Consider the following 22,606-nt stretch of genomic DNA (forward strand, 5'->3'; position numbering starts at 1 on the left):
AAACAATTCGATGAACATCCATACTTCCGTTTCCGCTTCGGCTCGCAAGGTGCCGAAGGCCGTCAACTGGAACCGGCTTCAGGACGACAAGGACCTGGAAATCTGGAACCGCCTGACCGTCAATTTCTGGCTGCCGGAAAAGGTGCCGCTGTCCAATGACATCCAGAGCTGGGCGACGTTGCACGAGGACGAGCAGCAATTGACCATCCGGGTCTTCACCGGTCTGACCCTTCTCGACACGATCCAGAACACGGTCGGCGCGCCCACCCTGATGGCCGACGCGCTGACGCCGCATGAAGAGGCGGTGCTGACCAACATCGCCTTCATGGAGGCGGTGCATGCGCGCAGCTATTCTTCCGTCTTTTCCACGCTCTGCCGCACGGCGGATGTCGACGAGGCCTTCCGCTGGTCGGAGGAAAACGAGTTTCTGCAGGCGAAGTCCCGCCTGATCCTGAACGAATACGATGCCACGTCGTCACCGCTGAAGAAGAAGGTCGCCAGCGTTTTTCTGGAGAGCTTCCTGTTCTATTCAGGCTTCTACCTGCCGATGCACTGGTCCAGCCGGGCCAAGCTCACCAACACCGCCGACCTCATTCGCCTGATCATCCGCGACGAGGCGGTGCACGGCTATTACATCGGCTACAAGTTCCAGCGCATGCTGGAAACGTTGCCGGAGGCCGAGCAGCAGGAAATCAAGGACTTTACCTTCGCTCTCATGTTCGATCTCTATGACATCGAAAGCAAATATACCGAAAGCCTTTACGACTGTGTCGGCCTGACCGAGGACGTCAAGCACTTCCTCCACTACAATGCCAACAAGGCCCTGATGAACCTCGGCTACGAGCCGCTGTTCCCCGACAGCGTGTGCCAGGTCAATCCGGCGATCATGGCGGCCTTGTCCCCCAACGCTGACGAGAACCACGATTTCTTCTCCGGCTCCGGATCGTCCTATGTCATTGGCAAGGCGGTCGCGACGGAGGACGAGGACTGGGATTTCTAAAAGGCATCAAAGGCAAACTGGTCGAGCTCGTCGAAACAGTTGGTTCTGTTTCCACCTGAGTGTATAGGGGGACCGGAATAACCGTGCCCATTGCCTTGACAACGAGACCCCAGGGAAAAGGTGACCTACAAGCAGCACAAATTTTCCGTCGCGCCCATGATGGATTGGACGGGTAGATCGTAAATAATGCTATGAAAACAATTCGTAAGTCGTGCGTCGTCTGTACCAAGTACCAAATTCTCATTAGGCATGAACTGCGGCTACCCACCGATAGTGATTGTCGCTACGAACGCCTTGGCCTCTCGGCTCTGGTCGAAGATGCGCATGGGCAGATCGGCTTTGGGCATCCAGGCGCGTCCCGTTTCCACGGCCAGGGACACCGGAACGGCAGGGAAGACATTGATGATAGCGTTTTCGCCATGGTGCGCCTTGATCCGATCAAACATGCCGCGAAGATGTCGTTTGTAGACCGATAGATCGTCTTGCCGCCTCATGATGTCGTTATGAGGGTTCTCCGCGGTAATCGACCAGACGGCAGCATTCTCTCCCAGGATTGAAAAGATCCGGTCGTCATCAATCGTGGCGCTCACACCCAGTTTCAGGGCGACTGGCAGCTCCTTCGCACCGGAATGGTCTTGGGTCCGGAAAGTAATGGCAGGTTGCTGTGACTGCCATTTCCAGGTCGCCGGTTCCCGATACTTCTGATGAACCGTAACCGGCATGATGTCTCCGAGCAGCGTGCCGAGTTCGATCAGAAGCGGCTGCGGCGCAAGCGCGAAGACGCTCAGTTGCTGGATTTCTCTCTGTTCGACCCGTTCCTTGACCTTACGCGTGAACTGCCTGCGTAGGTGTTCGCTTTGCATAGCCCAAAAGGTCGGCTCACCGTCTCGCACCTCTGCGTTGAGCTCGATGTCGATCGTGCGTCGCTCCGCCGGATGCCGGTCGGGCGGCATGGCTGCGAATATCGCCTTGGTGGAGACAAGCGATTCGAGCTGTCCGATATTGGCGGCGAACCGCAGCACGTGGGCCGCGCGGTCGGCATCCATGTCGGTCACGATCTCGATCCGGCTCTCATGTTCCTGTTTCATCGCGATGAGCATGGCCTCCGGATAGTCGTCCACATGATCCACATCGATGAGCTTGTGATGGATCGGGCACATCAACATCAGGTTGCTGATGTCCTGTTTCAGCAAAGGGGACCTGACCTTGTCGCCACGCGGGCCGTTTTCGCTGTCGGCCACGATATGGGCGATAAAGCCGAACTTGCCGTCTTCCTTTCCGGCGATAAGGTCGCCGATCAGCAAGCGGTTGCAACCAACGAATTCACACCGTCCGGCCGCGAGTGTCCAAAGGGAAATCTGCGTCGCCTTCGGGATATAGGAACTGGACAAGGGTCATCCTCCAAATTCAGGCCGCCCTCGGAGTGGCGAACGATGTCATATTAGATCGGGTCGGGGTGGTTGCCATCTTCATACTTGGCGGACAGTCGAATTCACCCGGGAGGGTCTTACCAATGACGAGACCTCCGTCGCTTCATCTTGCCAGCATTCCGCATCAGGCGATGTTGACGATGAACTGGCCGCTGCGCGCCGCCAGCTTACCGTTCTTGACGATGAAACACTCGATACTGTGCTGACCGCGATAGAGTGTGCTTTCGGTATGGGTCAGCCCGCCCCGCACCGCTGAATCCAGATTGAATCCGCCGCGTAGACAATCTGCCACCTCCGCTTCGTGCCCGGTGTTCACCACCTGCCAATAAACCTTGAACCGGCCCGTCAGGGTCGTTTCGGCCTTGAAGCTCAGTGAGCTGTGCTTCGGCAACGCAGCGCCGCCACTGATGAAAGGCTGGGGACGAAACCCCTTTTGCGTGAATGTCGCGGTGTCGATGGAGACTCTGCCTTCCGGCTTATGGGGCCAGCGCGGTTTGCGCATATAGGCCGGCGCTAGGATAAGGTTGGCGGCGCGCACAAGCGGCGCTACGTATCCCGATTTCTGGACCGGATTGCGCCGCCCGAGGGCCCGATTGACCAGTGCCGTGCCCATGTGCTCGTTCAGGATGGTTCCCGCGACATCGGCCGTGGCGGCCCGGTGAGCGGACGCGAAATCGGCACGGGCCTGCGCGAGCCATTCGTGAAATGCATCCCGCCGCTCCGGATATTCTCCCCATTTGTCCGCGAAGTTCTCCGCAGGGTCGGCCGGGTTCTCGACCCAGTCAACACCTTCGCGCTGCGTGATGTACCTGTCCATGTTGCGGAGGATGGAAAAGAGTGAACCTGAGAGATCATCTTCTTGATTGTAGGCGTGGGCGGAAAGCGTCGTAATCAGGATTGAGATCGGTTTCTCGTCAGTTCGGTCGCTGAACATCATATCACGATGACGCTTGAGGATCTGGATGGTCCCTTGCAAAGGCGTACGCACGCGGTAGGTTGGCACTTCCTCGACGCTGGCCCGCATCTTGTGGGCCTCGTTCAGGGCACGGGTTCGGAAGGCTTGGCCCATGCGATCCCTGAACCACAGAGCGTAGCCTTTCGGATTGCTGCGCGGCCAGTCTCCGGCGATCCGCTGGAAATCAGGGTGTTCATTATCCGTGATGGCGAGGGCGGTGGCCCCGAGACGGGCAAGGACCGGACCTGCTTCCCTGAGGTATCGCCTCTTCTCGGAATCCGGCACGGCCGGCAGAACGTCCATATGAAACTGGGCACCGTCGGCGTAGACCAGTGTCCAGCACCGCCGACCGTGATCCGGCTTGCTCATGCCGTGGCGCTTTGCATAGGCCCTGATTTCGACGCCAACCCGCCGTTTGAGCTCCGCCTGGCTCAGGGAAGACTTCTCGTAGCCGAGACGGCAGACCATATCGATGTCATAGTCTTCCTCGTCCGACGCGGGCTTGATTGCCGTCCCCAAGCGAAATGAGCCCTGCACATAAACGTCCGGATCGCTCTCGCGGACGGTTGACTCCGGCCTGTGCAACCACTCACCAAGCGCCTTGTAGCTTCTCTCGGCCTGCTCGTAGCGGCCTGGCGGTACCTGCAGTTCCTCGACGAGATCTTCGAGCAGATCGTCGAGGGGACGGGTATTTGGCAGCGTAAACGCCATGGCAAAGGGCCTCCTTTTAATCAAAGCGACAAATGGTACATGAGCTCCCGAGGGGCCTGCGGGGGTGCAATTGTGGATGGCCGACAATCCTGGCTAGCCATCATCCGCAATCACACAGAACTCCGCTCCCAGCGAAAAACAATCAGCCCGCGCTCCGAGAAGAAGAGCATCCAGTTGCTGCATGCGACGGACATCTGATCGGTTCAGGTCACCATCATCCATCCTTTCTCGAATGCTGTTAAGAACAGAGCGGCGCGCCCGCGGTTGGAACACAACCACAGTCGTTTTCATGTTTGAGCCCAGCTCATCAAGCATGGCGAGCAACGCGTCTCGGTTCTCTTGTCGTTGGCCTTCATGCCAGACTGCATTCTGCAGAGCGCCGTTAGCGTTCGCCGGCAGCTTCTCTCGCAGCAGCCCGCGGTCGATGTGGCGGAGGTTCTTGACCGCCTGCCCGACGACAACCTCATAGTCGGAAACGGAAAGTCCGCGATTGCTATTGTCTGACCCGCTTCCCTTCACGTGGATCAGCGTGAGTTCAGGAGGATCGCTTACGTCGTTAATGTGAATGAAGTCGGCCGACTCCATGGCTCCGTCGTCGCAAACGAGCCAGCCGGTCTGCGGACCTCGTTCCGCCAGATTTGGCCAGTGTCTTGCAACCATGCCAAAAAGGGATTTGTCGTCGGCATTGCCGGTGTTCTCAACCGCAAACCGTTTGCCGTCCAATGGCTTTTCTTGCCAGAAGGCGGTATCATCCTGCGCCATCGAAACCCATTGCCAGTCGGAGAACCTGGCGTCTCTGAAGCGGGTTTCGTAGAAATGACCGCGCGAGAAAGTATGGCCCGTGTCGTAATAGACCGTGAGGTTTCCTTGGTCCCGGCAGATCGTAAGAATTTCAGGATCCCGGTCATTGTTGTTGAAACCGTCGACCTGCCGAATTTTGAGTCGGAAATCTGCGCCTGTGGATTGCTCGAAGTCGTAGGCCAGTCGCCCAAGCCTGTCTGTTGCCCAGTATACGTCAGCCTCAAAGTTTGCGCTTCCGGCGACGGCTGTGACCTCAAACCGAGCTGCATCGCCAAACTGCTGGAGCCATCGAAGTTCGCCCTCATCTGCCTCGCCGTCGCCATCGTGCACCTGTTCGGGTGCAATGAACGCGAGGTCGTAGGGCTGCTCAATTCCGTCTAGAGTAGAGATCGTCGAGGCGAGAATTGGGAGAGGTTTGTCCGGCCGCGTAGCATCGTTCATGCACGTCGCCGCTCGGTCGAGAATGATGCCGATGGATCTGGTGAATTCGTTCCAGGACCGGGTGGGGCCAATCCAGATACGGCCTCCCGACGGGCTTGCACCGACGATCGCACCCGTCAAGTCGTCTGATAGCGACATCGTACTGCGGACCGAGCTGAAGTAATAGGTCTGGTCCCCAAGCGGATCGAGGGAGGTCTCCAATTCGAGTCCCGAGAGAATCTTGGAGTCAGGCTTGATTGCGGTTCGACGGTGTGTCCCGCTGAGCCAAAGCGTCCGAACCTCGCTCTCGACAAATGCCTTGTTGATCTGGCTCGAGTTGAGCCGCGTGATGCTCGCAAAGGGTCCGTCGGCGGCTCGTAGGACCTTCTTTGAAACCGAGCTTCGAAGGCCATTGTCGGAGAACACTAAGGCGTACAGACTTCCGCGTCTGGCGGCGATGATCAGCTGATTTAGTGTGTCTGTAATACCTTCTCCAACGAACCAACTCGGAACTCTCTTTTCGACATAGTGCGCTAGGGCGATCGTCGTTCCCTCAACTTCGATCCAGGGGTCCAGAACAGTCGGAAATCTAGGTTTTTCCTTGTCCTTCTTTTCCGCATTTTCCTTGATAAGATCGCGGATCGCAGCGATCAAATCGCTCGGGTCAATCGCCTGATTATTTGTTGCACGGTAAAGCGCAACAGACAGATACGGTGTGCATTGATCGCTGGATATTGCCATTGGGATCTCTCAGCTTGCTGGTCTTCGGTGGGTGACCAGTAGGGGTCTGATCAGTTTCTCTGCGCGCTCACGTCTCTATCTCAAATGATTTTGGTAGATTCTGCGGCTGGTAGGATGGAAAGGTGTTTTTCCGCTGAAACGCCGAATCGTGGATAAGAGAATTTTCCGGAATCACGCGCGGCTCGTAGTGCGGCAGATACAATCCGAACTTGGCTTTGCGTGCTGGCCACTCTCGCCATTTTACCTTCTTGGGTAGCCACTCGAGGATCCGCCAGGCACCGGTTGCAGATTTATGCAACTCCGCACCCGCGCTAGGTTCTACGTATTCATGTTGGCTTCCACGTCTCGCCTTACCTTCCACAAGATGATTGAACATCGACGTGTTCGCATTCAACCCGTGTGCCTGTGCTTGTCGGATCATCCAATGGAGTGGAAACTTTGACAAGCCGCTCTCAGCTTCGGGATAGCCACCTCCGATGTCGGAATGGCAACCCGAGAACCAAACCTGCCGGCTGTCTTGCTTTCGAGGCTCTGACGTCGAGAAGCGGTTGGGTTTGAACTCCTGTTCATCTTTCCAAGGCCGCAAACGGAACATCCGGCGAAATTCGTCGATAGCGATCGCTTGACGAAAAACTTCAACGCTGGGGTTCTGCAGCGTGTAGGGCAGCGTCTCCAGGCTAGGGAAATAGAAGCGGTCTGGGCGTGGCACGATGACCGATGCAACCGTATCCCATACGCCAAGAAATTTGATCGGTATCGTTCGCCCGCCTACGATTCTACGGAAATGCCAGGCGACAGACAGATCCTCCCCATCCATCGCGGCGCGCTTGTAGGCCGCAAATGCGTAGCCGACGTAATTCAATTGGTCCGGGCGCAGCAGTCCGAGGAGATGCATGAAGCCGGCAAGGACGCGGACGCTGTAGGCCCCTCGACTGAACCCGAAGAGAAAGATTTGGTCGCCATCGTCGTAGTTGTTGGCTAGGAACCGATAAGCGCCGAGGACATCGTCGTCCAGCCCATAGCCGGTGGCCAAGCCCAGGATACCTCTAACGTTCTGGCTAAATCTTCCCCAAGTCTTTCTTTGGCCCAAGGTCCCGACTCCGGGGTCATAATACACAACCTGATTTTCATTCTTCTCTAAAATACGATAAAGCTTGAGAACATTCGACATATTGACGCCGATTTCATTGCCCGTTCCGTCACAGCAAACGACAATGTTCTTCGGCATCAAGTATCTCCTCTAGCAATGGATAGAGAACCTACCACAGGATGGAAGGGCTTCAACTCAATCGTGCATCATCAAACGCGATCGCGGAGCTACGTCAGACCAAAGAGGAGGAGACCGGGGGGCAGGTCATTGGGAAAGGAGGATCGGGTCATGGATCAGTCGACGAAAGGAAAGGCCCGCGGAAGCGGGATGCGGATACCAAGCTTGCTCAGAACCGGCTGGGGAGAGGTTCGGCGGCGCCTGTCATGGAGTGATCCGGATCACTGAAGTCGAACTTCACAACAGAGGGGACCAACGGCGGTTCTCTGGCCCACGGTCCTTTCGCGGGGTGCTGCACTAATTGTCAGATCAACGATCGTATTCTGCGTAACCCGTGGTCAAAGTCGTTCGATCTCATGAATTTCGAACCAACCGTTACGAAGTGCGGAAGCGACGAGAGTGTCGGGATCTTCGGAATAGGCGACTAGCGCCAAGCTTTTCTGCGCTCGTGTACATGTGACGTAGAGGAGGCGCCGCGTGCGCGTGATGCCGCCTTCAGTGCCATCGGCAAGATGCTTCCGGTCAGTGTCCGACAGCGGTTTGGCTTCGAACAACTTATCGTAAGAAAACAGAAAACCACGCGCGTCGCTGTCGTCAAGAATTACCAATACGCGGTCGAATTCAAGACCCTTTACGCCCTGGTGGGTTCCGAAGGAACCACGATCGCTGACATATTCTGCGAAAGGGACCGTTTGGTGGTACGGTGTCTCAAGAAATGCCCTCCAAGCCTCCAGACTCTCGGGAGATGCCTCCGCGACAGCCTCCTCCTCGTTCGATTCTGCGTCTTCACTAGTTGGCTCAGGCGCGGCCACATCGGCCTTCGGTTCATCAGCGACAAACGGCTGCAGGGCAGCAGGAATCTCGAACAGTCCATGTTCCGCCACGCATTGGAGAACGGTGAGAAAAGTTGCTTTTGGGCTTTCTGTGTCGAGGTCCAGAAGCGCATCTACACCTGCGCGAATTGGCTGCAATGGATCGTCGGCGGCTATCGATCTCTCAGCAATCGCTGATCGCTTCAGAAGGGGAGAAGTTGCGCGGAGGTGAGCCATGACCGCGAAGGCATTGTTCGCCTGTGCAGCCGCGACTAACGGAGCGACGCGTTCGGTAAAAAGCCTTAGGCCCGCCAGCTCTCCTGTCCGAAGCCCGGTCGAAAGGCGCGAGTCCCGGTCAAGCGCCTGGAACATTTCAAGGAACCCGTACCTTGACGCCGCCATATGGTGTTCGAGCGTGAGCGCCTTCACTCCTGCTTGGTCCCGCCAATCAGGATCGCCGCAAAATTCAGCCATTCGATCCTGAACCTGCCGCTCGAACGCTGGCTTGTCGGGCGTGCTGCTTGAGGCGACAAACAATCGAACAAGGCCGACATCGCTATCTTCGCGGGCTACCTGGCTTCGGTGATCAATTGGAGCGCGAAGTACATTGCCAAGCGCGATCACGCGCTGAGGTGACCGGTGGTTCATTCGCTTCACGGGACGCGCCCAATCTTGGGGAACGAGGCGCTCTAGCTCCGGATGACCGTCGAGAAAAATCCTCTGCATCATATCCCCGAACAGACCTACAGCGAACCTGCCCTTGTTCGCCGCGGCGAGTGCGAAGAAGGCCTCGAGTAGTCCCTTGTTTGTGTCCTGACTCTCATCGATGAGCAGGAAGGGATATTTGTTGACAAGAACGGCCTGCATCGAAGGTTTGGTTTCGATGAAGGCCGCCGTGATCTTCAGTACCTCGGAATGGGACAGCGAGTCTTGGCCGAAATTGTCTCCGTTCGGATTGTAAGTGAACCGCCGAGGAGTGCTGAGCCATTCAAGGCGTCGCGTGATTGAGGCGATTGCGCGCTCGCGATCAAGGGCGGCCTTCGTGCCGGCGCGCCCCTTTGCTTGCTTCTCGTGCAGTTCGACCAGATCGGCGGGGAGTGTCGCGAGCAGCCATGCCTGGATATCGCTATGGTAGGTTCCAATATGCTTCCAGCAGAAACTGTGGATCGTCGAGATCGGAAACAAGGGATCCTCACCTACGCGTTCTGCGATCTCATCGGCCGCTGCATTCGTATAGGTGATCACCGCGATCTTCTTGCCGCTACGCCTGAAAGCTGTGCCGTGATCTTCGCCGAAAGTATCCAGCGCGTTCTTAAGTGAGCGCGTCTTCCCCGAGCCGGCGCCCGCGTACAGGAAGAAGCTCTGCGGATTGGCGGGGTTCAGGCAGTCTCTTATCTGGGCGTCAGCGCTATCATCGAAGTCAGCCGGCGCAGTCTCAATGTCCGCCATCGGCTTTCCCCGCTTTGATTTCGCTTTCCGCAATGTCCTTACTCACAGCGCGTTCAAACCATTTAAGTCCGGCCGCGATATAGCTCGGTGGCGTCAAAATCTTGGGATCTTCAAGCATCAGACAATCGAGTGCGAATGCTGCTTTCTCGGCAGTCTTCAGTAGCTCGAACAGCTCGTCTTCAAGATCATCTCCAGAAAGACTTTGTGCAACGATCGCTCGGATCTTTCCCGATGTCACAGAGCCTTGAACATTTTCGACAACAGTGAGGTTCTCCAGGATCAGGGCATCCTCGAATGTTCGAGGAATGACGATGACATCGTCCTGACTGCTGGAATTGATTTTGACCGGCTTCTGATAGGCAACGTAGAGGTCGTAGTCTTCTCCCCCGTCCGATACGTGCCCTTCAGGCGCAAGTGTCACCAATTCGTCGATCAGCTTCTTTTTCGGATGCCATTCCTTGAGAACGGAGTTGGCTGTCTGCTGCCCTTTCCCCTTTTCGGGACGCGCGGACTTCCAGCGGGTCGTTTCGTGGCCGTTCTTGTCTGTAATTTTGACGGCCGCAGTCGCATCGAGGTCGCCGATGATCAGGGTTGCTATCCCGAGTGCATCGATCAGATCCCGAAAACTATGCACATGGCTGCCGCCGAGTTCGAGCAATGAGACATAGCGACGTGAAAGCTCCGGAAAATGATGGCGGATGAAGTGTGGTACAAGGATGCGCTCGGCCTGGCCTTCCACGAAGATGACCCCATCCGCAAAGAACAGGTCACAATGCGTCGCCTTGAGATAACGCTTTACGAAGCGCGTTGTATCGTCGCCCTCGCCAAAAATGTGAGAGAGGTTCGCGACCGTTGTGGTTGGCGTTTCTCCTGTGCTCGCAGCGGGTCGGCGCCGAAAATATCGCAGGCTCGCGAAATCGGCCTCGTGCGCAACATGGCTGGAATGGGTGCTGACGACGAGCTGGGTGCAGTAGCTGTCCTCAGCACCTAGATCAGGATGCTTTCTGAGAAGGTTGTAGGCCTTGTTGATGAAGACCTGCTGCACCTGGGCATGCAGATGGGCTTCCGGCTCCTCGACAAGCACCAAATGGAGAGGTTGAATCTCGTGTGACACATCCACGCCGTCGAGGAGGCCCGCCTTTTCTACACGCATCCACTCGTCGCGAAAGCCCATCAGCATGAACACCATTGCGATTAGGTTCTGATAGCCTAGGCCCGAATAGTCTTCCGGGAGCTTGAGCGTCTTGGTGCCATCGCCGGAAGGATCAGCGACTTGATACTGTACCGAGGAGCCATGTTTTAGCCCATCCGTCGCGCGAAGGAGCGTGGAGATTTTGAGTTTGGGGTTGCTCATCCCTGGATATCCAAGGTCTTCTAACTCTTCAAAGGCAGTCGCGAACCCTGCCTCAAGTCGCGCGTCAAAGCTGCGTTCGGCGGCTTGGATCGCCCCGAGCGCCTCGTAGTCCTTGTCAGATGGAGTCTTGGATGGGTCGAGGTGGCGATCATAGTAGGAGCGCAATTGGTCGGACAAACGGCGCTTGAAGCGACGGCTGGGCGCATCACCCTTGTCTTCTCCGCCGTCGTTGCCGCCCGCATCGGCGAAGTCACGTTGTGCCGCAATCTCGTCAATCTTAATGAGATTCTTGAAAGGAGGCTGATCGAATGCAAGAGCACTGGCCGGCAAGGATTGAGGTATTGCCCGACCGTTCCCGCCCGGTGGCGTGACCGCAGTCGGATCAAGCGGGTAAGCCGAAAGTTCAACATGCGCTCGCAATCGCCGTTCGAGGAAGTCGGTCAGGCTGCGAGGCCACACCGCTATCTTGATCGCTTCTCCATTCGGGCCGGTAGTTGACGCATCCCGGGCAGCACTCCGCTGCGCGATATATTCGGCCTTTAGATTCTCCAGATCTTTAGCACGGTATTTTAGTCGCACGCCGAGCAATCCGCCGGACCAATCCAGCGTTGGCAATATGTGAACAACGTGCTGAATCTCGCTGAGCGGCACGTCGAGCCAAACGTCGAGCGAAGGAAGGAGCGCATCAAAATCGACCGTCGATTCAGCATTCGTTTCCCACTGTTCGCCCAAGAGGTCGATCTTGATCCAGTTGGCGATGGTCACGTCGCGTAGCGCAAGACGGCTTGGCGAGAGGAGAAAGATGCGTAGAGCGACCATCGCAGAAGTCTTGCCGCTATTGTTGGCGCCGACCAGAATTGTTGTCTTTTTGTCGAAATTTAGATGGGTTGTTTTCAGCTTTCGAAAATTAGAGATCTCAATAAACTTGATCCGCATGATGCTGCCTCCTCATTTCAGCGTAGCATCCAGAGGATGATCTATCGACAGTATTTCGCGCCATGCGGACGTTTCTTTGCGTTGGATCGATTGGCGGCCATGCCCCGTTCACACGCCGACGAACGTCCGCTTCGGCCGGCGGTAGGTCGGAACCAGCCAGTCCACCACCGGCCGAAGCCGTCATTGCCTCGGGCGGGACAGATGGCAGCGTTTGTCCGCAGGCCCCAATTACTCGATCGACATGTTGCGGCCAAGATCGAACGTCAGGTTCGACGAACTTCGGTGCAGCATTGATCGACAAGGTGATCGGTTGGGAAGGAGCCGGATGCGCCTGTGAGGTCATATATGAGGCGTACGGATGTGCTGATTGTTTGCTGCGAGCTTTGCGCACTCGGCAATCGCTGAGCAACGTTCGATTAGCTCGTCGAAACGCTCAGCGCCTTCAAGCAGGAGGCCGTCGTCGACCATATGCGCGTAGTCAGCCGCGAGCGCGGTGCGAGCCCCTCCGTTTGGGACCAGTTGCAGATTGCCGTGAACCGCGGCTTCATAGTCCACGGGTGTTCCGTCTGCTGTCTTCTCCGGAAAGAACATACGCTTGTGGCGCGCCACTGCTGACGCGAGGTCGCGGTCGGAAATAGCCACTTCCGCGATGCCTGCATCGTCGAGGCGTACCAGGTCATGCCAATGGCGCGCGAAGCGCTCCCCGCGGAGCCGTCCCTGTACGCAGAAGACATGGATCGCCGTGGCTTTCTCCCAAAAGGTCCGCTCGGCATGCATCACGCGCGGGGTCGTGGTCGGAAAGGTCACGCCCTCGATCAGCCCGTTCGCGTCGCAGGCGACGTCACGCAGGCTCGCCGGTTCGCCCGTCGATCTCGCGCCGAACTCCAACATTACGCTCGGGGCGACATAGCCGGAGCCAGAAGAGGCGGCCTCGTAATCGATGAAAAGCTTGTCGCCGTCTGCCCGTGTCGAGGCGGGGAGCCCCTGCGCGGCAATGGCGTCTCGAATCAAGGGCTGCGTCGTTTCGACGACCCATTTCGGCAATCTATCCCGAACAGCTTTCGACCAGCGCTTTTCCTCACTGCGTGTGGTTGGCAGGGCTTCGGCGCGTTCTCCCACCAGATCAGGTGCGATTGCCCGTATGTCATAGGTCAGATCGACATCTTCAGAGAAGCGCTGGATCACCCCATAGGCTTTGGAAAGGGATGTTCCGCCCTTGAAAACGAGGTGCTCACCAAGCTCGGAACTGAAGAGGGTCTGAAGGGCCCAGACAACCCAGACGTCCTTTTCGAGCAGGTGCGCGGGCGGCCCGGAGCGATCTGCAGCTACGGCCAGGGCCTCCTTGCGGTCTGCAGACGACAACGACAGGAAGGGCTCAGACATGCGCCGCCTTTCCGACACTGCGTGCAAGCCAGGTCGGGAACTGCGGTGCGGCGGTTACCAATTCGTCAAACGCCGCTGCGGGCAGTTTTTGCTTCAGCGATCTGAGCGCGGATTCCGCCTGTTCCGGCCCGAGCCAGGCCAGGGCGCGAACGGCACTGCCTGCCGGCCGCTTCCCAAGGGCAAGCTGCCATCGGGGGGCGTGGCGCAGTTCGACGAGTTGTTTGCCCAAGGAGAGCGTGCGGCTGCGACCCGAGGTCAGATACACGGAGCGAACAGGCACTTGCGTTGTCAACCCGAGCGCATTCGCTTCGGCGGCGCCGGTTGGAACGATGACTTCGCCACGTTGCGCCGCGAGGGCCTCGACGGCCTGTTCCACGGACGGAGCGCGCGTTCCAAACCGGCTTTTGATCGGTCGCAGGTAAACGCCGCGTCCGGCGCGGATCAATTGGCCGCGCTCGGCAAGGCGCGACAAGGCCTGATCCACACCGGCACGGCTGCCGAGGTGCAGCAGGCCCTTTGCGGCAAGTGGTGCTCCTTCCGGAAGTCCCTCTGCATGGGTCAATATCTGTTCTGCAAGGTGCTGCATGATCTTTCTCCTGTCAGAAATATACGCAGTTTTCTGACAGATTTCAATCCGTGCTGTTGAGCGAGATGAAGAGGGTGGTGGCTTCGTACCGTGGGTAGCAGGCTGGCCTTCGGCGATTTTCAGAGGGGAACACGCTTACCGAAGACCCTGCAGTTGCAGGCATTCCTTGACGGCTGCAGCCCGCCTCTTGTCCAGGTACTCGGCCAGATCATCGATATGGACGCCTTTGGCGCATTTCTGGGACGCTTCCATGCGGACGAGGGGGAGGGCGATGGAACCAGCCGAGACTTTGCGGATGAACTTGTCGGTACTCAGGCCGAAAAAATCCTTGGCGACATCCTCAGCGGGAATGATCGGTCGCCCGGAATACATTGCTATCAAGAGAAACGCCGTGTTCATGATCCCGGAGTGAAGCACGATGGCATAGTTGGGAGAAGGGCGCGCAGCGGGTTGGCGGGGTAGCGGATAGCATAGAGCGCAAATCGGACGGGAGCGTTGGATCGCGGAGATTATCTGAAGCGTGTGAAGGGGTAGGGAACCCGTGCCTGACTAAGTCGCTCGGGAGCCTCGGCGCCAAGCAACGCTATTGGGAAGGACGCGACATCAGTGCACCATTTGCGGTGCAGACAGCCCGATATCCCGCTGGAGGCGCTACCACTCTGACGATGTCGGCAGGAGGAGGGTCATCCAGGCCCGGGACACCGCCCTGAGGGCCGAGCCCTCTGCGCTCACCGACCAGAAGGCTTTGGCTTGGGCTGATGCAGGCGTCGGCTGGTGTTCTTGCGGAAGGTGTTGCGCAGATCCTTGTTGATCAGGTCGATGTCGAACCAGTCCGGATCGAAATGCCCGCCGGCCCAGCGAAGGTTGGAGCTGTGGTCCTCGTGGTTCGGATCGCGGATGGTCTCGAGGAAATCGGCATAGGACCAAGGGCCGCCGACGTCCTCGGGCGGCCGGGCACGGGCACCTTCGGTGCATTCCGCGTGGCGGGGCAGGGGATCGAGGGATAGCCACTCCTCGATCCGGATCACATGGGTCCAGTCATCCCCAAAGTCGTAGAGGTAAGTGAAGGTCAGATCCTGGTCGGAGAAATCCGCCAGCCTGACCCCGGTGTAGTCAAAGGTCTGCGGCCCGCCGAAGCCATCCTCAAGCTGATCGGGGTCACCATAGCGCAGCCCGCCGATCCGGAACTCATGCAGATGGCTGTCGGTCCAGCTGAACGCGGCCTGCAGCACCAGATGCAGCCTGTCGAGCGTCCAGTCCGACGGCACGACAAGTCGCCGCCAGATCGGCGGGTCAATCTCCGCCAGAGAGACATGCAGGCGGACGGCATTCGCGGGCTGGTACAAGACAGGTCCCCCCGTCAGATCGCAAAATCCTCGAGCGATTTTCCCGAAGCCAGCGCCTCGGCGATCCATGCCGGTTTGCGCCCACGGCCCGACCAGGTGATTTCGGCGTTTTCCGGATGGCGGTACTTGGGCGCAGACGCCGCGCGTTTCCGGGTGGGAGCGGATTCCGCAAGCTCGTCGAAGCTGAAACCGAGTTCGCGGGCCAAGTCTTCAACCTTGGCGCGGGCCTCGGCCTTGCGAGGGTCCTCGAAACTGGCGATGGCCTTCGCAACATTCTTTTGCAACTGCTTCAACTCGCGGAGCGACAAGGCGTTAAGATCGATATCCGCCATCTGGTCCTCTTGTCTTGCCCGGTGGATTTGAGCCCGAGCCTTGGGGAAGAAACGCGTCTGGCGCTGGAAAGCAGGCACCGCGATTGCGTGTCAGATAAGCGCAGATATCCTGGGGATTACAACACGTCGGGGATTGGCGGCTCGCGGTTGGTGGCTTTTGCCTTTTCATGCTTGCCTCGGCTGAATACGAGGATTGTCTGGGGGAAAGCCTTCCCCTTGGTCGGCACTGCGTTACCGACACACCCCCATCAGCGGGGAGACCCCGCAACGCCCCCTTCAGAGTGAAAGTGCGGGCGGGTTTTCCGTGACGGGTTGAAGGCCGGAGGAGAGGCTTCCGGCGCCCGTCGCGGAGATCATTCCGATGACCAGAGAGCATCGCGCAGCCCGCAAGAGCGGCCCGCGCACGAACCTTTATGACGACATCACCGACAAGATCATCGCCGAGCTGGAGGAAGGCCGGCTGCCCTGGGTCCAACCCTGGGGAACGGCGGCGGTGCAGGCGCCGCTCGCCATGCCGCGCAACGTCAGCACGGGTCGGCAATATTCCGGGATCAATGTCCTGATCCTCTGGGGCGCCGTGGTCCAGCATGGCTATCCGAGCCAGCATTGGCTTACCTTTCGCCAGGCGCTGTCGCTCGGCGGCAATGTCAGAAAGGGCGCGCGCGGCACCACCGTCGTCTACGCCGATCGCTTCACCCCGGAGGATGAACAGCGTCGGGCGAGAGAGACCGGAGAAGACGCCAGTAGCATCCCGTTCCTGAAGCGCTTTACCGTGTTCAACGCGGCGCAATGCGAGGGTCTGCCCGACGACATCGCCGTCGAGGCGCCGCCACCGCCGCCCGGCATGATCGAGCCGCGGGTTGAAGCGCTAATCGAGGCGACCGGAATCGATTTCCGGATCGGCGGCAATCGCGCCTTCTATGTACCGCGCCTCGACTACGTGCAGGTCCCACCGCCGCAGGCCTATTTCGAGCCGATCAATTGGCACAGGACCGCCCTGCACGAGATGGGGCACGCGACAGGACATGCCTCACGGTTGGGGCGGGACTTCTCGGGCGGTTTCGGCACGAAGAAATACGCCTTCGAGGAACTGATCGCCGAGATTTCGAGCGCCTTCTGTTGCGCCTCGCTCGGGATTATCCCGACGGTGCGCCACGCCGATTACGTGGGCGCGTGGCTGGAGGTGATGCGCGGGGATTCCCGCGCCATTGTGCGTGCAGCCTCGCAGGCCAGCAAGGCGGCCGACTGGCTGCTGGCCCATCTGCCCGACGACAGCACCGATGTTGATCGGCAAACCTCGACGGACGGGAGGGCCGCGGCATGATCCTCCTGACCGACACACAGCGTGACCGTTTGCTGGCGAATGGCCGCGATCGCGATCAGGATCACATTCCGGTCGTGAAGTTCTTCAATCCCTTTGGCGCCGGTGTCTGGCTCGCGACCGAGCTCGACGAGGACGGCGACATCATGTTTGGACTGGCCGACATTGGCTGTCCCGAGCTCGGCTCCTGGAGCCTCAACGAACTGCGCTCGATCCGGCTGCCCTTCGGCATGGGGATCGAGCGGGATCTTCTGTTCACGGGCGATTTCCCGATCTCGGTCTGGGCCGAGACCGCCCGCGAGGCTGGCAGCATTCGCGATGCCGAGCGCCTGCTTTATCGCTCGGGCCGCGTGTCGTCCGGGACATCCTCCGATACGGAGACTCGGCGTTCATGATTTCCTGATTTCCAGCTTTCCGGCGTCCGCGCCGCTCTCTTCGCAGGAAGAGGGCGGTGCTTCTCCTCGTGACGCGGTGAAAGTTCGGCGCCCGGCCGGCTGCCCGTCGGAGAACAGCACCATGACACGAAACATGAGAACATCCGCCATCGAAGCACAGCCGCTCCGGTTCTCCGCCCAGGAGCAGGCCGTGGTCTACGAGGCCCGGCAGATCCTGCTGCGCCACCTCAATCAGAACCCTGTCCTGACATCCTGGCAGGCGGTGCTCGACTACTGCGCCCTCACCATCAGGGGCGATGTGGAGCGCTTCCATGTTCTCTATCTCGACCGCAGGAACCGGCTGATCTCAGACGAATGCCTCGCCACCGGCACAGTCGATCATGTCCCGGTCTATCCTCGGGAGGTGCTGCGGCGCTGCCTGGCGCTCAACGCCTCCGCGCTGATCATCGTGCACAACCATCCGGCCGGCGATCCCGAGCCCTCGGCCACCGACCTCGCCATGACGAAGGAAATCCGGAACGCCTGTGGGTCTCTTGGGGTGATACTGCACGACCACATCATCACCGGCGCCGGCCGGGAGACCAGTCTGCGCGCCCGCGGTGAGCTCTGATGGGTTTGCGCGTCCATCCGCGGCTTGGTCATGAGAGGGAAAGGAGTGGGGGAGTTTCGTGACGGGCTGGTTGCCGGAGAGAGAGGCTCCCCGGCGTCCGTCATGGAGACCCTGACATGGCCACTGCCACTCAGAAAATCACCCTTTCGTCCTCGCGCGACATCCCTTTCAACAAGCTGGTGCTCAGCCAGTCCAACGTCCGGCGCGTGAAAGCCGGTATCTCGGTCGAGGAACTGGCCGAGTCCATCGCCCGTCGCGGGCTGATCCAATCGCTGCATGTCCGTCCCGAGCTCGACGCCGAAGGGCAGGAAACCGGCCTCTTCGAGGTGCCGGCTGGCGGCCGCCGCTACCGTGCGCTGGAATTTCTGGTCAAACAGAAACGCCTCAACAAGACCGCGCCCGTGCCCTGTATCGTCTCGGAGGCCAGTGACGACATCCTGATCGACGAGGTCTCGCTGGCCGAGAATATCGAGCGCGCGCCGCTGCACCCGCTCGACCAGTTCCGCGCATTCCAGGTGCTGCGCGAGAAGGGCATGACCGAGGAGGAAATCGCGGCGGCCTTCTTCGTCGACGCCAAGGTGGTGAAACAGCGTCTGCGCCTGGTCTCGGTCTCGCCGGCGCTACTCGAGACCTATGCCGAGGAAGGTATGACGCTGGAGCAGCTCATGGCCTTCACAATCTCCGACGACCATGCCCGGCAGGAACAGGTCTGGGAGGCGATCAAGGATGGTTGGCAGAAGGAGCCATACACCATTCGTCGTATGCTGACCGAGACCACGGTGCGCGCTTCCGACAAGCGGGCGCTCTTCGTCGGCATCGAGGCTTACGAGGCGGCGGGCGGCTATGTGCTGCGCGATCTTTTCCAGCAGGACGATGGCGGCTGGCTGCAGGACCCGGTGCTGCTCGACCGGCTGGCCGGCGAGAAGCTGATGGCCGAAGCGGAGACCATCGCCGCCGAAGGCTGGAAGTGGATCGAGATCGCCGTGGACTTCCCCTATGGCCATACCAGCGGCATGCGCCGTCTGGCGGGCACCACCATCGACCTGACCGATCAGGAGCATGCCGAGCGTGAGAAGCTGCGGGACGAGTTCGACGCGCTGGAGGCGGAATATGCCGAGGCCGATGAGTTCCCCGACGAGGTGGATGCGCGGCTCGGCGAGATCGAGGACGCGCTGGAGGCCTTCGAGGCCCGGCCGATGCGCTATGACGCGGACCAGATGGCGAGGGCCGGTGTCTTCGTCAGCATCCGCCACGACGGCCAGCTCGCCATCGAGCCCGGCTATGTCCGTGCCGACGACGAGGCGATGGAAGGTCAGGAAGGGCAGGGTGCCGATGGGTGTTCTCCAGAGGGTGGCGACGCAGGTGGTCCGCAGCACGGTGTCATCACGGTGGGCGGTGCGGTGGCCGAACCCGAGGAGGAGGAGACCGAAACCATCCGGCCGCTGCCCGACCGCCTCGTCAGCGAGCTGACTGCGCATCGCACGCTGGCGCTCCGCGATGCCGTGGCGTCCAACCCGCATGTGGCGATGACGGCGCTGCTGCATCGGCTGGTTACCGATTGCTTCCTGCCGCACTCCACCAGGGGGTGCCTTGAGTCCCATGTCCGGGAGGTTCACTTCCCGGCACAGGCCGACGACCTGGGCGAAAGCGCCTCGGCGCGCGCCATCGCCGACCGGCACGAACGCTGGGGCGATCATATCCCGGCTGACGATGCCGCGCTCTGGGACTGGCTGGCCGATCAGGACGACGACACCCGGATGGAGTTGCTCGCCCATTGCGTCAGCTTCGGCGTCAACGCGTTGCACGAGAAGCCCAACCCCTATGGCGGCATGGGCGTCAGCCAGCACGCGCTCGACGTGCGCCTGTCCCAGGCCGACCGGCTGGCGTCGGCAACGGGCCTCGACATGGTGGCCGTGGGGTGGCGGCCGACCGTCTGCAACTATCTCGGCCGCGTGACCAAGCCGCGGATCATCGAGGCGGTGCGTGAAGGCGCCGGCGAACTGGCCGCCCAGCTCATCGACCATCTTAAGAAAGGCGATATGGCCAAGGAGGCCGAGCGGCTGCTCGCCGAAACCGGCTGGCTTCCGGAGCCGTTGCGTATGGTGGATCGCGATGCGGGGATCGACGGAGACGCGGAGGACCTGCCCGAGTTCCTCGCCGGGCACGGCGAGGAAGAAGAGGCCACGGAGGACGACCAGCAATCGATGGTCGCTGCCGAATGATCCTCAGGCGGGGCGGCGTTCGCTGCCCCACCTCCCCGTGGCGCAGTCGGATGCTGCCGGCGCCGAAGGTCTGGCATAGCTTGCGCGCACCGGTTGGTTCACACCGGTCCACATCCGCAGCGAGGAGGCGGACTGTCTTCGCAGCTTGTTAGGCGCGGGAACGGTTGATCCAGTTCCCCAACGGAAACTTCGCAGATGACACGCGGCGGACAGCTTCTGGACCTCACCTTCAGGACCTTCGTGGTCGCGGCGTCAGTGTCCGGGACCGCGACCTGTCGATCATTTGGCTGGCAATGAACCGTCAGGCTGGCTTTGGAAACTTCGAAGGCAATGATGTCGCGGCGACCTGCTTCGCTTGAAACATTACGCATGTCTTTGGCGTTATCCCCGATTATGCTCAGCCGCGAATGCCCTTCTACCGTTCGGATGGCCGAACAGTTGTGACGGGTGGCAAGATACTTTGTGACCACAGATCCGATCATTCCTCGGCTAGCCCCAAACACCGCTTTCCAAGGCCCCTCATGGCCAAATAAACAGGTAAAGGCTGAGCAGTAAGTGTCGATGCAGGCATCTCATTAGAAGAAAGAGGACGCCTGCATGCTGAAAGTGTATCAGCCTTGAAATCGCCTGAGGGCTAATGCTTGAATGCCAAACAAGGTGGCGAGGATTCCGAATCCAAGTAGGGGGGCGTTTCCAGCGATTGCGCCAATTACCAGCGGGCCCAACACGTAGCCCGCTGCCCAGAAGAAGTAGTAACCTCCTGATATGGCCCCTTTGAGTGTGTCAGGCGCTTTTTCATTCAAATCAGTGATTGATGCGACGCAAAACATTCCCAATCCGACACTTGCAGACCCAAGTGGAATGTACACCCATAACCCGCCAAAAAATGGGAATGTCGCTAGCCCCACGGCCGCCACCGCCATACCCCAGATCGAAAAAACCTTCCGTCCAAAATGATCTGAAAGTGTTCCTGACACGATCTGAGAAAAGCTGATGGCCGCATAAAAGACGACGAACAGTAGGCTGATAGCGGTCGTTCCGAAGCCATGGGTGAGCGCAAGCGATACGGGCAGTACCGTGACGAACACACCGTACCCTGCGCCATAGAGTAATACACCTAACAGCAAGATTGACGTCTGCTTTCGGCGCAACAGGGTGATGAATTGCGTATAGCTTGGTCGGGAAGCCGCAACGGTAACGGACACAGGTTTGATAAAGACTAGTACGCAAAGCCCAGCCATTAGACACAACACAGCAAAGATCAAAAACGGGAGACTACCTTGGCCGCTCGGCACGACGAGCAGCCCCAATAATGGTCCCGCCGTCAGGCCGATATGAATTGCCGCGTTATAAATACCAGTCACACGCCCTTTGGTTGCCGGATAGACCAGCGAAAGAATAGCGGGCCCAAGTGCCCAAATCGGAGCTTCGCCAAGGCCTTGAATGGCTCGGCCTAGAAATAGGCCTGTTGCTGTTTCGGTGGAAACATAGACAACGCCGGACACCGCACAGAGAAAATAACCAACGACCAGAAAACGTTTTGCGCCTAGGCGGTCTGACAAAGCGCTGATCGGCAACTGTGCGAGTAGATAGGCGAAGGCAAAAACAGAGGCGACGAGACCGACGCTTTCCAGCGATCTCGTCATAGCGTGAACCCGTTGCGGAAGAAGTGCGACAATCATGCCGACACCAATCATCAGCAGTGTCGCTGACAAACTGAGGATGAAGAGTGGAGTAGGTTTTTTCATTCGAGTTGGCCTCCAGACAGCCAGACGAGCACGATGCCTTTACCGTCGAAAAGACGGTCACATCACGATTGGAAGTTTCAAGATTTGGAGGCGAAAAGGCGCACGTAACATTCATCCTGCGTGCAAAGCAGGAGTGTCACGACTTATGCGACGACTCGCGCAAGCGTCAGTCCCACACGCCCGTGCGTGCAGCAAAGAACGCCTTTAGGCGAGCGGCGGAGGGGAAACAGCGAAGATGTAGCTTGTCACGGCCATTATTTGTCAGTTTCTCATCAATCGTTTCAGCTTAGACCTTAGTATTCTGCACTGGCAAAGTAAACTCGGAGTTGGGATCCTCGTTGATGAGCGATGACGCAAGGTTAATCCAAGTTTGGCACCTAAAGCCGACCTGAGCCTCGACTCTCCTCCGATCTTTCGGAGGGTCGCAGATTGAGGCGGATGTCGATCCGTTCGCCGCACGGCCCACCGGTTCGGGTTAGAGGGAGAGGCGGAAAGGGGTTTCCGTGACGGATTGAAAGCCGGGAGAGGGGCCACCGGCGCCCGTCGCGGAGATGTCCCGATGAACGCACTTACTTCCTGTTCCCCGGCAATTACTTTGTCGCCAATGCTCGCCGACGCCGGCCCTTTCAGCCTGATCTGCTTCGGCGAAACCGTGGCTCACGACCCGACCTCGGCTCCTGTCCAGTCCAGACCACCTTCCTACTGGGCCGGTTTCGAGAGCTTAAAAAGGCCATTGGTTGTGCCGCGCGCTGGGGCCGACCCGGCGGGCTTCGCGCGGAATACCTGC

Annotated in this window: 17 protein-coding genes; 5 read left to right on the forward strand and 12 right to left on the reverse strand. The window is 59.1% G+C overall.

The genetic code is table 11. The features are described 5' to 3' along the window. The first annotated feature begins 10 nt into the window (after nucleotides 1–10). Entirely contained in the window at nucleotides 11–1,000 is a 990-nt protein-coding gene (gene nrdF, locus JF539_RS07465; RefSeq protein ID WP_207139682.1) for a class 1b ribonucleoside-diphosphate reductase subunit beta, read from the forward strand. A 260-nt stretch (nucleotides 1,001–1,260) separates the two neighbouring features. On the opposite strand, the gene JF539_RS07470 is transcribed toward nrdF, so the two are convergent. The 11 genes from JF539_RS07470 to JF539_RS07520 all read right to left on the reverse strand — a co-directional run bounded on the left by JF539_RS07470 (nucleotide 1,261) and on the right by JF539_RS07520 (nucleotide 15,523). After that, nucleotides 1,261–2,391 (reverse strand): SAVED domain-containing protein, encoded by a 1,131-nt coding sequence (locus JF539_RS07470; RefSeq protein ID WP_207139683.1) that lies wholly within the window; start codon nucleotides 2,389–2,391, stop codon nucleotides 1,261–1,263. Nucleotides 2,392–2,554: 163 nt separating this feature from the next. Further along, nucleotides 2,555–4,096, reverse strand: a complete 1,542-nt coding sequence (locus JF539_RS07475; protein WP_207139684.1) for a nucleotidyltransferase — start codon at nucleotides 4,094–4,096, stop codon at nucleotides 2,555–2,557. A gap of 93 nt (nucleotides 4,097–4,189) precedes the next feature. After that, nucleotides 4,190–6,058: a hypothetical protein gene (locus JF539_RS07480; protein WP_207139685.1), complete on the reverse strand. Its 1,869-nt coding sequence runs from the start codon at nucleotides 6,056–6,058 to the stop codon at nucleotides 4,190–4,192. Nucleotides 6,059–6,125: 67 nt separating this feature from the next. Continuing rightward, a complete protein-coding gene (locus JF539_RS07485) occupies nucleotides 6,126–7,286 on the reverse strand; it encodes a DUF2235 domain-containing protein (protein WP_207139686.1) in 1,161 nt (386 codons plus the stop codon). Nucleotides 7,287–7,663: 377 nt separating this feature from the next. Beyond that, the gene (locus tag JF539_RS07490) at nucleotides 7,664–9,586 is read right to left on the reverse strand and encodes a UvrD-helicase domain-containing protein (RefSeq protein ID WP_207139687.1); all 1,923 of its coding nucleotides are present in this window, start codon (nucleotides 9,584–9,586) and stop codon (nucleotides 7,664–7,666) included. Next, the gene (locus tag JF539_RS07495) at nucleotides 9,573–11,876 is read right to left on the reverse strand and encodes an AAA family ATPase (RefSeq protein ID WP_207139688.1); all 2,304 of its coding nucleotides are present in this window, start codon (nucleotides 11,874–11,876) and stop codon (nucleotides 9,573–9,575) included. The genes JF539_RS07490 and JF539_RS07495 overlap by 14 nt, the downstream gene beginning before the upstream one ends. 339 nt (nucleotides 11,877–12,215) lie before the next feature. After that, nucleotides 12,216–13,259 (reverse strand): nucleotidyl transferase AbiEii/AbiGii toxin family protein, encoded by a 1,044-nt coding sequence (locus JF539_RS07500; RefSeq protein WP_207139689.1) that lies wholly within the window; start codon nucleotides 13,257–13,259, stop codon nucleotides 12,216–12,218. Then, complete coding sequence (locus tag JF539_RS07505) at nucleotides 13,252–13,845, reverse strand: DUF6088 family protein (RefSeq protein WP_118138266.1); 594 nt, start codon at nucleotides 13,843–13,845, stop codon at nucleotides 13,252–13,254. Before JF539_RS07505 ends, JF539_RS07500 begins: the two co-directional genes overlap by 8 nt. 135 nt (nucleotides 13,846–13,980) lie before the next feature. Then, the gene (locus tag JF539_RS07510; RefSeq protein ID WP_076695323.1) at nucleotides 13,981–14,244 is read right to left on the reverse strand and encodes a pyocin activator PrtN family protein; all 264 of its coding nucleotides are present in this window, start codon (nucleotides 14,242–14,244) and stop codon (nucleotides 13,981–13,983) included. Between the two features lie 329 nt (nucleotides 14,245–14,573). Then, the gene (locus JF539_RS07515; RefSeq protein WP_207139690.1) at nucleotides 14,574–15,191 is read right to left on the reverse strand and encodes a plasmid pRiA4b ORF-3 family protein; all 618 of its coding nucleotides are present in this window, start codon (nucleotides 15,189–15,191) and stop codon (nucleotides 14,574–14,576) included. Nucleotides 15,192–15,205: 14 nt separating this feature from the next. After that, nucleotides 15,206–15,523, reverse strand: coding sequence for an H-NS family nucleoid-associated regulatory protein (locus tag JF539_RS07520; RefSeq protein WP_207139691.1), 318 nt, complete (start codon nucleotides 15,521–15,523; stop codon nucleotides 15,206–15,208). 361 nt (nucleotides 15,524–15,884) lie between these two features. Here JF539_RS07520 and JF539_RS07525 point away from each other — a divergent pair, with 361 nt between their 5' ends. From JF539_RS07525 to JF539_RS07540, 4 genes are all read left to right on the forward strand, one after another. Then, complete coding sequence (locus tag JF539_RS07525; protein WP_207139692.1) at nucleotides 15,885–16,847, forward strand: ArdC family protein; 963 nt, start codon at nucleotides 15,885–15,887, stop codon at nucleotides 16,845–16,847. Continuing rightward, entirely contained in the window at nucleotides 16,844–17,239 is a 396-nt protein-coding gene (locus tag JF539_RS07530; RefSeq protein ID WP_207139693.1) for a DUF2958 domain-containing protein, read from the forward strand. The genes JF539_RS07525 and JF539_RS07530 overlap by 4 nt, the downstream gene beginning before the upstream one ends. Before the next feature lie 121 nt (nucleotides 17,240–17,360). Further along, the gene (gene radC / locus JF539_RS07535; RefSeq protein WP_207139694.1) at nucleotides 17,361–17,849 is read left to right on the forward strand and encodes a RadC family protein; all 489 of its coding nucleotides are present in this window, start codon (nucleotides 17,361–17,363) and stop codon (nucleotides 17,847–17,849) included. A 116-nt stretch (nucleotides 17,850–17,965) separates the two neighbouring features. After that, a complete protein-coding gene (locus JF539_RS07540; protein WP_207139695.1) occupies nucleotides 17,966–20,071 on the forward strand; it encodes a ParB/RepB/Spo0J family partition protein in 2,106 nt (701 codons plus the stop codon). Between the two features lie 611 nt (nucleotides 20,072–20,682). Here JF539_RS07540 and JF539_RS07545 read toward each other — a convergent pair. Further along, entirely contained in the window at nucleotides 20,683–21,819 is a 1,137-nt protein-coding gene (locus tag JF539_RS07545; protein ID WP_207139696.1) for an MFS transporter, read from the reverse strand. Nucleotides 21,820–22,606: the final 787 nt, after the last annotated feature.

This window comes from Roseibium aggregatum, assembly GCF_017309185.1.
Classification (GTDB): Bacteria; Pseudomonadota; Alphaproteobacteria; order Rhizobiales; family Stappiaceae; genus Roseibium; species Roseibium aggregatum_B.

Excerpts from the sequence above, each read along its gene's own strand:
- nrdF (WP_207139682.1), top strand. The coding sequence starts at position 11 with ATGAACATCCATACTTCCGTTTCCGCTTCGGCTCGCAAGGTGCCGAAG.
- JF539_RS07475 (WP_207139684.1), bottom strand. The coding sequence starts at position 4,096 with ATGGCGTTTACGCTGCCAAATACCCGTCCCCTCGACGATCTGCTCGAA.
- JF539_RS07480 (WP_207139685.1), bottom strand. The coding sequence starts at position 6,058 with ATGGCAATATCCAGCGATCAATGCACACCGTATCTGTCTGTTGCGCTT.
- JF539_RS07485 (WP_207139686.1), bottom strand. The coding sequence starts at position 7,286 with ATGCCGAAGAACATTGTCGTTTGCTGTGACGGAACGGGCAATGAAATC.
- JF539_RS07490 (WP_207139687.1), bottom strand. The coding sequence starts at position 9,586 with ATGGCGGACATTGAGACTGCGCCGGCTGACTTCGATGATAGCGCTGAC.
- JF539_RS07495 (WP_207139688.1), bottom strand. The coding sequence starts at position 11,876 with ATGCGGATCAAGTTTATTGAGATCTCTAATTTTCGAAAGCTGAAAACA.
- JF539_RS07500 (WP_207139689.1), bottom strand. The coding sequence starts at position 13,259 with ATGTCTGAGCCCTTCCTGTCGTTGTCGTCTGCAGACCGCAAGGAGGCC.
- JF539_RS07505 (WP_118138266.1), bottom strand. The coding sequence starts at position 13,845 with ATGCAGCACCTTGCAGAACAGATATTGACCCATGCAGAGGGACTTCCG.
- JF539_RS07510 (WP_076695323.1), bottom strand. The coding sequence starts at position 14,244 with ATGAACACGGCGTTTCTCTTGATAGCAATGTATTCCGGGCGACCGATC.
- JF539_RS07520 (WP_207139691.1), bottom strand. The coding sequence starts at position 15,523 with ATGGCGGATATCGATCTTAACGCCTTGTCGCTCCGCGAGTTGAAGCAG.
- JF539_RS07525 (WP_207139692.1), top strand. The coding sequence starts at position 15,885 with ATGACCAGAGAGCATCGCGCAGCCCGCAAGAGCGGCCCGCGCACGAAC.
- JF539_RS07530 (WP_207139693.1), top strand. The coding sequence starts at position 16,844 with ATGATCCTCCTGACCGACACACAGCGTGACCGTTTGCTGGCGAATGGC.
- radC (WP_207139694.1), top strand. The coding sequence starts at position 17,361 with ATGACACGAAACATGAGAACATCCGCCATCGAAGCACAGCCGCTCCGG.
- JF539_RS07540 (WP_207139695.1), top strand. The coding sequence starts at position 17,966 with ATGGCCACTGCCACTCAGAAAATCACCCTTTCGTCCTCGCGCGACATC.
- JF539_RS07545 (WP_207139696.1), bottom strand. The coding sequence starts at position 21,819 with ATGAAAAAACCTACTCCACTCTTCATCCTCAGTTTGTCAGCGACACTG.